This window comes from Thioclava sp. IC9 (genome assembly GCF_002213225.1).
Lineage (GTDB): Bacteria > Pseudomonadota > Alphaproteobacteria > Rhodobacterales > Rhodobacteraceae > Thioclava > Thioclava nitratireducens.
On sequence record NZ_NBNX01000002.1, the window covers coordinates 185,483 to 197,121 of the forward strand.

General features: G+C 65.9%; 9 protein-coding genes. 6 read left to right on the top strand and 3 right to left on the bottom strand.

Annotated elements, in window-relative coordinates; all coding sequences use genetic code 11:
- Window positions 1-233: 233 nt before the first annotated feature.
- Genes B6V76_RS06330 through B6V76_RS06340 form a run of 3 tightly spaced genes read left to right on the top strand, consistent with a single transcriptional unit; the run spans window position 234 to window position 2,994 of the window.
- Window positions 234-1,529, top strand: a complete 1,296-nt coding sequence (locus B6V76_RS06330; RefSeq protein ID WP_075776096.1) for an adenylosuccinate synthase — start codon at window positions 234-236, stop codon at window positions 1,527-1,529.
- A 4-nt stretch (window positions 1,530-1,533) separates the two neighbouring features.
- Window positions 1,534-1,773 (top strand): DUF2842 domain-containing protein, encoded by a 240-nt coding sequence (locus B6V76_RS06335; protein WP_075776097.1) that lies wholly within the window; start codon window positions 1,534-1,536, stop codon window positions 1,771-1,773.
- Window positions 1,774-1,815: 42 nt separating this feature from the next.
- Complete coding sequence (locus B6V76_RS06340) at window positions 1,816-2,994, top strand: amidohydrolase (RefSeq protein ID WP_088726982.1); 1,179 nt, start codon at window positions 1,816-1,818, stop codon at window positions 2,992-2,994.
- A gap of 55 nt (window positions 2,995-3,049) precedes the next feature.
- On the opposite strand, the gene B6V76_RS06345 is transcribed toward B6V76_RS06340, so the two are convergent.
- Window positions 3,050-5,806 (bottom strand): hypothetical protein, encoded by a 2,757-nt coding sequence (locus B6V76_RS06345; protein ID WP_088726983.1) that lies wholly within the window; start codon window positions 5,804-5,806, stop codon window positions 3,050-3,052.
- A gap of 141 nt (window positions 5,807-5,947) precedes the next feature.
- On the opposite strand from B6V76_RS06345, the gene B6V76_RS06350 reads away from it, so the two are divergent.
- Entirely contained in the window at window positions 5,948-6,601 is a 654-nt protein-coding gene (locus tag B6V76_RS06350) for a thiamine diphosphokinase (RefSeq protein ID WP_088727190.1), read from the top strand.
- Between the two features lie 6 nt (window positions 6,602-6,607).
- Here B6V76_RS06350 and B6V76_RS06355 read toward each other — a convergent pair whose 3' ends face one another.
- Entirely contained in the window at window positions 6,608-7,558 is a 951-nt protein-coding gene (locus B6V76_RS06355; protein ID WP_075776100.1) for a LysR family transcriptional regulator, read from the bottom strand.
- Between the two features lie 166 nt (window positions 7,559-7,724).
- Here B6V76_RS06355 and B6V76_RS06360 point away from each other — a divergent pair, with 166 nt between their 5' ends.
- Both B6V76_RS06360 and B6V76_RS06365 read left to right on the top strand, forming a co-directional pair.
- Window positions 7,725-9,083, top strand: coding sequence for an aminotransferase (locus tag B6V76_RS06360; protein ID WP_088726984.1), 1,359 nt, complete (start codon window positions 7,725-7,727; stop codon window positions 9,081-9,083).
- Between the two features lie 134 nt (window positions 9,084-9,217).
- Window positions 9,218-9,715 (top strand): hypothetical protein, encoded by a 498-nt coding sequence (locus tag B6V76_RS06365; protein WP_088726985.1) that lies wholly within the window; start codon window positions 9,218-9,220, stop codon window positions 9,713-9,715.
- A 103-nt stretch (window positions 9,716-9,818) separates the two neighbouring features.
- On the opposite strand, the gene B6V76_RS06370 is transcribed toward B6V76_RS06365, so the two are convergent.
- Window positions 9,819-11,198 carry a DEAD/DEAH box helicase gene (locus tag B6V76_RS06370; RefSeq protein ID WP_088726986.1) on the bottom strand — a complete coding sequence of 460 codons (1,380 nt, stop codon included), beginning with the start codon at window positions 11,196-11,198 and terminating at the stop codon, window positions 9,819-9,821.
- Window positions 11,199-11,639 lie beyond the last annotated feature (441 nt).

An 11,639-nucleotide genomic window follows, 5' to 3' on the forward strand; every position in this document is an offset into this window, starting at 1 on the left:
GCAAGGCCGCATAGGCGGATTTTCGGCTTTCGCGGGGTCAAATCGGCCCACGCCCGGCCTACACGCGCGCTTTGACTTTCGTATTGGCCCAAATATCCCCGCCGGAGGCTCCTGCGCTGCCCGCCTGCGCGAGGCGTATGGATAGAGCGATCGCCTCTCGCAAATGCGGTCTTTCGCCCCGCGCGCTCAGCCGCTATACCTCGCGCGGTTTTACACCTGCCAAGGAGAGAGCAATGGCCAATGTCGTCGTCGTCGGCGCCCAATGGGGTGACGAGGGGAAAGGCAAGATCGTGGACTGGCTCAGCGAGCGCGCGGACGTGATCGCGCGTTTTCAGGGCGGTCATAACGCGGGCCATACGCTCGTGATCGACGGCAAGGTATACAAGCTCAACGCACTGCCTTCGGGCGTGGTGCGGGGCGGCAAACTCTCGGTGATCGGCAACGGCGTCGTGCTCGACCCGTTCCACCTGCTCGCCGAGATCGAGAAGATCCGCGACCAGGGGGTGGAGATCACCCCCGAGACGCTGATGATCGCGGAGAACACCCCGCTGATCCTGCCGATTCACGGCGAACTCGACCGCGCCCGCGAGGAAGCGGCCTCGAAAGGCACCAAGATCGGCACCACCGGCCGCGGTATCGGCCCGGCCTACGAAGACAAGGTGGGGCGCCGTTCGGTCCGCGTGGCCGATCTCGCCGATGACGCGACGCTGGAGGCCCGCGTCGACCGCGCGCTGCAGCACCACGATCCGTTGCGCAAGGGGCTCGGTATCGAAGCGATCGACCGCGACGCGCTGATTGCCAAGCTCAAGGAAGTCGCCCCCGAGATCCTCAAATACGCGGCCCCCGTCTGGAAAGTACTCAACGAGCAGCGCAAGCAGGGCAAGCGTATCCTCTTCGAAGGCGCCCAGGGCTCGCTGCTGGATATCGACTTCGGCACTTACCCCTTCGTGACTTCGTCGAACGTGGTCGCAGGTCAGGCTGCGGCCGGCACCGGCATGGGCCCGGGCGCGATCGATTTCGTGCTCGGGATCGTCAAGGCCTACACCACCCGTGTAGGCGAAGGCCCCTTCCCGACCGAGCTGGACGACGAGGACGGCAACCGCCTCGGCACGCGCGGCCATGAATTCGGCACCGTCACGGGCCGCAAGCGTCGCTGCGGCTGGTTCGACGCGGCCCTGGTGCGTCAGACCTGCGCGATCTCGGGCGTGAACGGCATCGCGCTGACCAAGCTCGACGTGCTCGACGGGTTCGAAACGATCAAAATCTGCACCGGCTACGAACTCGATGGCGAGAAGCTCGACTATCTGCCAACCGCCGCGGAAGAGCAAAAGCGCTGCATCCCCGTCTATGAAGAGATCGAAGGCTGGGCCGAATCGACCGAAGGCGCGCGCAGCTGGGCCGATCTTCCGGCCGCCGCGATCAAATATGTTCGCCGGATCGAGGAGCTGATCGACTGCCCGGTCGCGATGCTTTCGACCTCGCCCGAGCGCGACGACACGATCCTCGTGACCGACCCCTTCGCGGATTGATCCAATGGCGCTGAGCTACAAGGCCCGTCGCCGCCTCTCGCTTCTGGCCCTCGTCGTGGGGTTGCCCGCCTATGTCGTCGTCGCCGTCACGGTGGTGAACTGGGCGGGCGCGCGCTGGGGACGGCTGCCGATCTGGGCGGAGTTCTGCGTCTATGTCGTGCTCGGCGTGCTTTGGATCGCGCCGCTCAAGCCGATCTTCAAAGGTGTCGGCAAAGACGATCCGGATGATCCACCGCGCGAGTGACACCCTCTGGCGGGCGCGCCGGAAAACGGGCAGGTTAGTCTCATGACCAGCGCGCCTTCCCCCCTCCCGCCCGACAGCCTAACCAATTCCGACATCACGGAATTGACCGCGTGGCGGCATCGTCTGCATCAGGATCCCGAGCTTTCGGGCGAGGAACGCGACACCGCCGCGCGGGTCGTCGCGATGCTGCTGCCAACCGCACCCGACCGGACGCTGACCGAGCTTGGCGGGCACGGGGTCGCCGCAATCTACGACGGCGCGGAGCCCGGACCCACAATCCTGTTGCGCTGCGAACTGGACGCGCTGCCGATCCACGAGACCGGCACGCCGCCCTACCGCTCCAACTTTCCCGGCAAAGGGCATCTGTGCGGCCATGACGGGCATATGGCGATTCTCGCGGGAGTCGCACGCTGGCTGTCGCGCAATCGTCCCGCCCGTGGCCGCGCGGTCTTGCTGTTCCAACCGGCCGAAGAGACCGGCGCAGGGGCTGCAGCCGTGATTGCCGATCCGCGCTTTGTCGAGATCGCGCCCGACCTGTCCTTCGCCTTGCACAACATGCCGGGCGTCCCTCTCGGAACGGCGGCGCTGCAGGACGGGGTAATGAACTGCGCCTCGCGCGGCATGAAGATCACGCTCACCGGCTGGACCGCTCATGCTTCGTTACCAGAAAGCGGTCGTTCCCCTGCCCCGGCACTGGCCCGGCTGCTGACCGATCTAACGGCGCTCGGCAACGCGTTGCACCAAAGCGATCCCGATTTCGCGCGCGTCACCGTCACCCATGCGCGGCTCGGTGAGCCTGCCTTCGGCGTCGCCCCCGGCGCGGCGGAGCTTTGGGCGACCCTGCGCACCCAGCGCGATGCGGGGATGGCGGGGCTAGTCGACAAGGCCGAGGCGATGGTGCGTGACGCCGCCGATGCGCTCGGGCTGGAGCGCGAGATCACCTATCATGATATCTTTCGCCATTGCGAAAACGCCCCCGAAGCGAATGGCATCCTGCGGGGGGCGCTTCAGGCCGAGGGGATCGAGACCACCGAGACCGATCTACCGATGCGCGCCTCCGAGGATTTCGGTCGTTTTGCCGATCACGGACCCGCGGCGATGGCGCTTCTGGGCGCAGGCGACCGCCCGGCCCTGCACAATCCCGATTACGACTTTCCCGACGAGCTGATCGCCCCCGGCGCGCGCGTGCTGATCCAATGCCTGCGCGCACGGCTCTATTGATCCAATAAGAAAGGGCGGCCCCGAAGGACCGCCCTTTTCTGATCTTTCGCCGGGGTTACTGCCCCGAGGCCATCTTCGCCTCGTCCCAGTAGCGCGAGGCTTCGGTAATCGCGTATTGGCCGCGCTTCACCTTGGTGATCTTGCCCTGACGCAGCAGACGCCCGAAGACACGCATCCGCTCCTCGCGCGGCACATCAACCGCATCGTCCATGAAGGACAGCTTGCGCATGATCTGCGGCGGCGAGAAATGCGGACGCCCTTCGACGGCCGAGGTATAGGCCGCAGCGGCTTCCAGCAGGTCGGAGAGACCCTGCGTACCAAGGCTTTCGGCGAATTCGGCGAAGCTCGTCGCCTGCTCGGGGTTCATCGGCATGGCTTCGGCCTCGTCCGCTCCGCCAGCGGCGAACTTACTTGCCGAGACACGGCGCGGGCGGATCGCGGCGGCGGGCTGAGGCGCGGGCTGCTCATCGGCGGCTTCTTCTTCCGCATCGACGCGCTGTTCCGAGACCAGTACCAGCGGCGCCGGTCGCATCGGTTCGGGGCGACGCGAACCCGTCTCGCCCGAGCTGACCGGGCGACGCGGGCGCACGGCTTGGGTCAGGTCGGCACGATATGGCTCGGACCCGTCCTCGTCCTCGACGCCGCCTTTCGCGGTGTCCTGCCCCTTGGCCAGACGATCCGCGACGGTCGCAGCCACGGCGGCCTTGAGATGCGCGATCGCGGAGAAGCGGCGGCGCGTCTCGACACCTTCGGCCTGCTTGTCGGCCTCGGCGAGGAGACGATCCATCTCCGCCTCACGGTCGGTCTCTCTTTCGGAAAGCGACGCGACCTCGCGCGCGGCGAGCTCGGTCGGGGCCTGCGCTTCTTCCGTGTCTTCCGCGTCTGCGGTCCCGGTGGCTTCGGTTTCTTCCGATGCCTCGGCAGCGAAAGTGTCGGCGCGGGTATCTTCCTCCGCTTCCGCCATGGCGTCATCTTCCGACATCGCCTCGACCTCGGCTTCCTCGGCCTCGATGATCGTGTTGCCCAGAACCAGCACGTCCTGCGCGTCGAGCGACGCGGTCTCCATGTGTGCCTCAGGCGTTTCCGCCTCGGGCGCCTCGGCATCGTCCTGCGTCAGAACCAGCGGGGCGTCGACCGACTCGTCTTCCAGTTCGGACAGGTCGATTTCCGGCATCGCGTCGTCTTCGGCCACTTCGCCCTGCGCGACGGCCTCTTGCGGAGCCTCGTCGTCGGTCTCGATCTCGGACCCGGTGAAGAGGTTCTCCATCTGCAGTGCCGCGAGCTCGCGCATGAGATCGGCTTCGGCTTCCGGCGACAGGCCGCCAGGCACACGGCTGCCGTGATCGGCATCGTCCCGGGCGCGTGGCTGCTCTGCCTTCGGCGCCGGGCCTGCCTCCGACGAGGCGTCGCCCAGTTCCGCAGCCAGTCGCGCGGCGAGGTCGTCATCCTCCGCTTCTGCTTCCAGCTCTGCCTCGGTTTCCACCTCCTGCTCGGCCTCTGCGGCGACTTCAGGCTGTTCTTGCGCCGCATCGGCCTCGGCTTCGACCTGCGCCTCGGCCGGGGTCGCCTGATCTTCCTGGACGTCGGTGGTGGCAACTTCGGCGGTGGCACCGTCTTCGGTCTGCTCCGAACCCTCGTCAGTAGCGGCCGATGCTGCTTCCGCAGACTCGATGGTTTCGCGGCGGCGCACCTTGATCACGCGGGCACGCAAGCGCGGCGTGGCGGGTGCGTCGACCGGCGTTTCGGTGTCGAGGGTGACATCTGCCGAGGCCGCCTCGGCGCTGTCCTCGGATTGATCGGCGTCGGTCTCTTCGGTCGCGCCGAGTTCGTCCGCAGCGGCCTTGAGCGCCGCGATGCGTTTGGCACGCTTGGCCGAACGGCGCGCGCGGCGGGTCGCCTGACGGCGCTGCATCTGATCGTCGCTCGTGTTGAAGTCCGTGTCGGCTTCCTCGTCTTCGTCTTCGTCCGCGTCAGCCTCATCCTGCTCGGCGACGGGCTCTTCGGCTTCAGCCGCTTCGATGTCTTCCGCGGCCTGTTCGAGCGCGACCTCCGCCGCTTCTTCTGCCACGTCTTCTTCGGGCATCTCGGCCTCGGGCTGCGAAGGCTCGGAGGCTTCGGGTTCGATTTCCTCGGCGCTCAGCGGGCCGGAGATGTCAAGGTCGTAGCCGAAATCCTCGGCTTCGCTCGACGGTTCAGCCTCGAAGCGGCCCAGAAGCGCCTCGGGGGCGGAAACGGGTTCGTCTTCCTCGGAGAAGCTGTCGGCCTGAACCTCGCGAGCACGGGCGACGGCTTCGCGGATACGCTGCAGCTTGGCGGCAACGGTTTCCGGCTGCGCGAAGCCTGCTTCGGGCTCGGCGTGCTGCGCCGCAACCTCGGCTTCGGGCTGCTCTGCGACCGGTTCGGGCGCTGCCACCGGCTCGGGCGTCTCGGCGACCTCCGGCTGCGCGGGCGTTTCGGCGGCAGGCGCGGCTTCTTGCGGCGCTTCCGACGTCACAAGCGGCTCTTCCTGAGCGGGCGCGGGCGCCTCGTCGGCTGCAGCCTCGCCACCCAGGAGCGTGTCTTGCTGGCGCAGCACGACGCCGTTTTCCTGAATTTTTGCCTCGACCCGGCGCTGAATCTCCCGCTCCGCGATACGGTGAAGCATCTCCGCATCGGGTTGGGGCGGCTCTGCGCCGAAATACCGGTCGTCGGCGGCCAGATCGCGGAAATACTCCGCAATCGCCTTCATCGTGTTGAAAGGCTCGTCAAATCCTTCCAAGGTGCACGAAAAGGTGCCGTAGGATACGGTCAGGATCTTGCTCGCACCAACCATGGACCACTCGCTTTCTATTGGACCTCAATGCGTCGACATTCCTGTCCAACTGGTTCTTTCGCGTGGACGAAAGAAGGCATTTGAAAGGTTTTTTACCGGTCTCGATTGTCTTTCTTTGCCACAATCGTCATCAATCAATCCATGATTAGCAGTATTGTCCATTCGTCAACCGGGGTTTCGCTTCTCGGCGCCGGCGCGATCAAACAGGCGGATGTTGACGAAGCGTTGACAATCGCCCCCTGCCTCGTGGCCGCCGATGGTGGCGGAGATCGCGCGCTGGCGATGGGCCTGACCCCGAAAGCGGTGATCGGCGATCTGGATTCTCTGTCGGATGCGGCACGGGCATCGCTGGGCCCACGCGTCCATCAGGTGGCCGAGCAGGACAGCACCGATTTCGCGAAATCCCTGCAACGGATTGAGGCACCGTTCATCCTCGCGCTCGGTTTCACGGGGATGCGGCTGGATCACACGCTGGCCGCGATGACCGACCTGATCCGCACGCCGCATCGGGTGGTGATGCTTGCTGAGGAGGAGGTGATCTTCCGCTGCCCTCCGTCGCTCTCGCTCGATCTGGCGGAAGGCACGCGCGTATCACTGTTTCCTTTCGGCGAGGTAAAGGCGCGCTCGGAAGGGCTCCATTGGCCGCTCGACGGGATCGGCTTTACCCCCGCCGAGCGGGTCGGCACCTCGAACCGCGCGACGGGCCCCGTGAGGATCGTGATGGAAGGCCCGGCACTGATGATGCTGCCGCGCGAGGAATTCGCTGCCGCGCTGGCCGGTTTGGGGATCGGCTGAGCCGCCCTAGCCCGCCTCGACCCGCAACGTCTCCTCCAGCCACGGCGCTTCCGCTAGAGCCGGTTCGACCACGCGTTCTTGCAGCAGCGTCCGCAGTCGGCCCGCCACTTTCGCAGGCCAATCCGCCATCATCCCGTCGCGCGCCGCCAGCACGATCCGCCGGGTCAAAGGCGGCCCGTCGAGCGGCGAGAGCGCCAGCCCCGCGCGCGGCGCATGGCGCACCGCCGAGGGCGTGAGGATCGTCCAACCCCGCCCTGCCGCGACCAGCGCAAGGATCGCTGGGTAGCTGTCGAGTTCCAGTTGATGCGGCGGCGCCTTGCCCGTTTGCGCGAGATGCGTGGCGATCTGTCGGCCCATCAGCGTGCGCTGGGAATAGTGGATCAGCGGCAGCGGCGGATCGCTCTGCGCAGGCGCATCGGCGGGATGGATGGCGAGGAACGGTTCCGTCAGAAGCGGATGCAGCTCGATCCCGTCGAGCGCGGCGCCCTGCGGCTCGGCGGCGACGGCGACATCCAGACCGCGCGCTTCGAGCTTCGACAGCAGGCGGTGGCTCGGCCCGGTTTCCAGCTCGAACCGGCAGGTGCTGAGCTCATCCGCCATCCCCGCCAGCAGGAGCGGCGTCACCTCGGCCTCGAAATCCTCGATCATGCCCAGTCGGAAACTCGTGAGCCCCGCCGGATCGGCTTGGCCCACCCCGGCGCGGCCCCGCGCCAATTCGTCCAACATCGCCTCGGCATGAGGCAGGAAAGCCCGCCCGGCAGCCGTCAGCGCGAACGGCCGGGCCGAACGGTCCACAAGCTCCGCGCCCAAAGCGCTTTCCAGACCTGCGAGTTGCTGGCTGACCGCCGAGGCCGAAACGCCGAGGCGGCGCGCGGCGGCGGTAGTCGCGCCTTCCTCTGCCGTGGCCACGAAGACCTCGACCGCCCAGAGGCTGATGCGGGGATGGGCGGCGGGCATGGGAGGCTCCGTAGTCGGGGAGGCGATAAGTCTTGCCGCGCAGACTGCCCTGCCCCGCCCCGGTACGCAAGCCGCGCGCAACCATGGGACATCGTAGAGCATTGACGCCGACCGCGCCGCGGATAGCCTCGCTTCCATCCATCGCCCATCCCGGAGGAGTCGCGAGATGAAAGACCAAAGCTGGCAGGCCCGCGCCCATGCGCATAGCTTCTACGGTTTCACCGATCTGCCCACGATCCACGATCGCGGCGCGGTCGTCGTGACCCATGGCGAGGGGCCGTACATCTTCGACACCGAGGGGCGGAAATATCTCGATGCGAATTCCGGGCTCTGGAACATGGTCGCCGGGTTCGACCATCTAGGGCTGATCGCGGCGGCGCAGGCGCAATATGCGCGCTTCCCGGGCTATCACGCGTTCTTCGGGCGGATGTCGGACCAGACGGTGATGCTGTCCGAGAAGCTGATCGAGGTCTCGCCTTTCGGCGACGGCAAGGTGTTCTACACCAATTCCGGCTCCGAGGCGAATGACACGATGGTCAAGATGCTGTGGTTCCTGCACGCCGCCGAGGGCAAACCGCAGAAGCGCAAGATCCTGACCCGCAAGAACGCCTATCACGGGGTCACGGCGGTCTCGGCCTCGATGACGGGCAAGCCCTATAATTCGGTCTTCGGCCTGCCGCTGCCGGGGTTTCTGCATCTCACCTGCCCGCATTACTGGCGCGAAGGGCAACCCGGCGAGACGGAGGAGCAATTCACCCAGCGCCTCGCGAACGAGCTGGAAGCGACGATCATCAAGGAAGGCGCGGACACGATCGCGGGCTTCTTCGCGGAGCCGGTGATGGGCGCGGGCGGGGTGATCACGCCGCCGAAGGGCTATTTCCAGGCGGTCGCGAAGATTCTCAAGAAATACGACATCCCGCTGATCTCGGACGAGGTGATCTGCGGCTTCGGGCGCACCGGCAACACATGGGGCTGCGAAACCTATGACTTCCAGCCCGACGCGATAATCTCGTCGAAAAACCTCACCGCCGGGTTCTTCCCGATGGGTGCGGTGATCCTCGGCCCGGAACTGTCAGCCCGCCTGCAAGCCGCCTCCGAGGCGATCGAGGAATTCCCCCACGGATTCACCGCCTCGGGCCACCCGGTCGGTTGCGCGATCGCATTGAAAGCGATCGACGTGGTGATGAACGAGGGGCTGGCCGAGAATGTACGCCGCCTGAGCCCGCGACTGGAAGAGGGCCTCGCCCAGATCGCGCAAAACCCCAATATCGGCGAACTTCGCGGTGTGGGCTATATGTGGGCGCTGGAGGCCGTGAAGGATCGCGAGAGCAAGACCCCGTTCGACGGGTCGCTCTCGGTCTCGGAACGCATCGCCAATGCCTGCACCGATCAGGGGCTGATCTGCCGACCCTTGGGGCAATCGGTGGTGCTGTGTCCGCCGTTCATCCTGACCGAGCCGCAGATGGACGAGATGTTTGAGAAGCTGGAGACGGCGCTGAAGAAGGTGTTCGCCGAGGTGGGGTGAGCCTCCAAGCCGCGAGAACACCAGTTCTCCCGTTAGGCGCCCCGGCACATAACTCGGCGCAACTAACTAAAATTATCCTATCATTACCTTGCCCTTATGGGGCGAGGTAGATGGCGTTGGTCGGAGGAACGCGCATGAGCCTTCTTCTCAGAGTACTTTCCTGCGCCGCCCTGATTGCTCTCGGTGCGCTCTCGCCATCTCACGCCGCCGATAGCATCGGCAATGTCGGGAAGTGGAGCGTTTTCGAAGAGAGAAACGGAACCATCAAGACCTGCTGGGTCGCGACCGCGAATGATCGGCGCATTCTGCTGAATGGCTCGCTTCTCTACGTCGCGGTTACGAAGCATTCGGGGAGGCAACCGGAGGTGTCCGTTTATGCCGACCGACGGCTGCCGCGCTCTGGCGGAATGACCATCACCATCGGGCAGAGCAAATTCCGTCTGCGTTCGACCGGACAATATGCCTGGGTGGATGAACGGACCGACAAGCTTGCGATCAACGCGCTAAAACGAGTCGAGGCGGCAGGCGGGAAGGCGAATTTCTACGTTTCCATTCCGAAAGTGGGCGTTTTCGATTTTTCTGCAAACGGCTTCGCCGCGGCGTTAGACATCACATTGAAGCGATGCAGGTGAAGGCAGTGGATGCGTTTCGGTTGGATCGTTCGGACGCGCCTCACATAGACCGGACGGTCGAACTGAAACGGGCCGCATCTTGCGATGCGGCCCGGTGTCAATTTCATGCAGCGCCTGCGTTGCGCCGACGCGGGCGACGCCGCTTCGGCGTAGCGTTGCCGCCGGCGTCGACCTTGGGCTTGGCTTCCGCGCGCGGTTTCGAGCGCGCTTGGGCCTGAGCTTGAACCTGGCCTTGCCCCTGCCCCTGCGGTTTGCCCTGGGGCTTGCCGCCGCGACCCTTGTTGCCGCCGGAGCGCTGACCGCCGCGACCGCGGCCACGACCTGCGCGCGCGGAGGGGCGCACGGCCTCGGACGGGCGTTCGCCGCTCGCGGTCGGGATCTCGATCTTCATCAGCTTTTCGATCTGCAAGAAGTTATCCGCCTCGTCCGGCGAGCAGAAGGCAATCGCCTCGCCCTCGCGACCGGCGCGCGCGGTGCGCCCGATACGGTGGACATAGGCATCCGGCACGTCCGGCAGGTCGAAGTTCACGACATAGGACACGCCCGGAATGTCGATCCCGCGCGCAGCCACATCGGTCGCGACCAGCACGTTGACCTTGCCATCGCGGAAGCCCTTGATCGCGCGGTCACGCTGGCCTTGCGATTTGTTGCCGTGGATCGATTCCGCGTTGTAGCCGTCGGCGCGCAGGCTCTTCATCAGCTTTTCCGCGCCATGCTTGGTGCGGGCGAAAACGAGCGTCAGCGCGCCCATATCGGCCGAGAGGATATCGCGCAGCTTGCGGGCCTTCTCGGCCTTGGAGTCGAGGAAGTGCACCGACTGGGTGATCTTGTCGGCGGCCTTGCCGGGCGGCGAGACCTGCACGCGCTTGGGATCGGTGAGGTAGGCCTGCGAGATCTCCTCCATCTGCTTCGGCATCGTGGCCGAGAACAGCAGCGTCTGGCGCGGGGTGCCAAGGCGCGATGCGATCTTGCGAAGCGCGTGGATGAAACCGAGGTCGAGCATCTGGTCGGCCTCGTCGAGCACCAGATGGCGGGTGTAGCGCAGGTCGACCGCGCCGCGATCCATAAGGTCGATCAGACGGCCCGGGGTCGCGACGAGAATGTCGTTGCCGCGATGCATCATGGTGATCTGACGGTTGATCGACTGGCCGCCGACGACGGTGGCGACATTCATCTTGGTACCCTGAACGAGCCCCGAGAGGTTGTCGGCGATCTGGTTCACCAGTTCGCGGGTCGGCGCGAGGATCAGCGCCTTGCAGGTCTTGGGCGAAGGTTTGCCCGGCTGCGCCATCAGTTTGTCGATGAGCGGCAGGCCGAATGCCAGCGTCTTGCCGGTGCCGGTCTGGGCGAGGCCCAGCACGTCATGGCCCGCAAGAACCAGCGGAATCGCCTTTTCCTGAATCGGGGTCGGCTGGGTGAATTTGGCGCGTGCGAGCGACTTGAGAATGGCCGGGGAGAGCCCCAGCGAAGAGAAATCGGACAATGCCTATCCTTTATGGCCGAGGCTCCCACGCGGGGATGCGCACGGCGATCAGCCCGGACGGGAGTGTCCGGAGCGCAGGTTGACGCAGACCTCGGGACAGGCGGGCTAGTCCCGCGTGGTCCGGTCTCGCGTGTCAGAACCCTGCGTGAATGGGAACTCGGGAGGTATCGCCGGTGCGCCTCTCTCGGGCGCGGCTTGCTCACGCGGCAGCGCGGCGATGTGGGCTAAATGCGCGTGATGGCGCTAAAAGTCAAGGGGGAGCGTGTTTTGGTGGCTTCCCTCGAAGTGATGGCCCGCCCGGGCGACCACCCCGGGCCGCGCCCGACCGCCCCCCAGGGCGCTTTCGCGCAACCTGCGCGCGCTCGGTCTTGGGGAGAAATGGCACAATTAAGTACCCGCCACCTATCGCGTGAGCGCCCACCCGCGATCGGGCGAGGCCCT

Bases quoted from the DNA above. Each gene is read 5' to 3' on its own strand.
- B6V76_RS06335 (WP_075776097.1), top strand. From the start codon at position 1,534: ATGGCGCTGAGCTACAAGGCCCGTCGCCGCCTCTCGCTTCTGGCCCTC.
- B6V76_RS06360 (WP_088726984.1), top strand. From the start codon at position 7,725: ATGAAAGACCAAAGCTGGCAGGCCCGCGCCCATGCGCATAGCTTCTAC.
- B6V76_RS06365 (WP_088726985.1), top strand. From the start codon at position 9,218: ATGAGCCTTCTTCTCAGAGTACTTTCCTGCGCCGCCCTGATTGCTCTC.
- B6V76_RS06340 (WP_088726982.1), top strand. From the start codon at position 1,816: ATGACCAGCGCGCCTTCCCCCCTCCCGCCCGACAGCCTAACCAATTCC.
- B6V76_RS06330 (WP_075776096.1), top strand. From the start codon at position 234: ATGGCCAATGTCGTCGTCGTCGGCGCCCAATGGGGTGACGAGGGGAAA.
- B6V76_RS06355 (WP_075776100.1), bottom strand. From the start codon at position 7,558: ATGCCCGCCGCCCATCCCCGCATCAGCCTCTGGGCGGTCGAGGTCTTC.
- B6V76_RS06345 (WP_088726983.1), bottom strand. From the start codon at position 5,806: ATGGTTGGTGCGAGCAAGATCCTGACCGTATCCTACGGCACCTTTTCG.
- B6V76_RS06350 (WP_088727190.1), top strand. From the start codon at position 5,948: ATGATTAGCAGTATTGTCCATTCGTCAACCGGGGTTTCGCTTCTCGGC.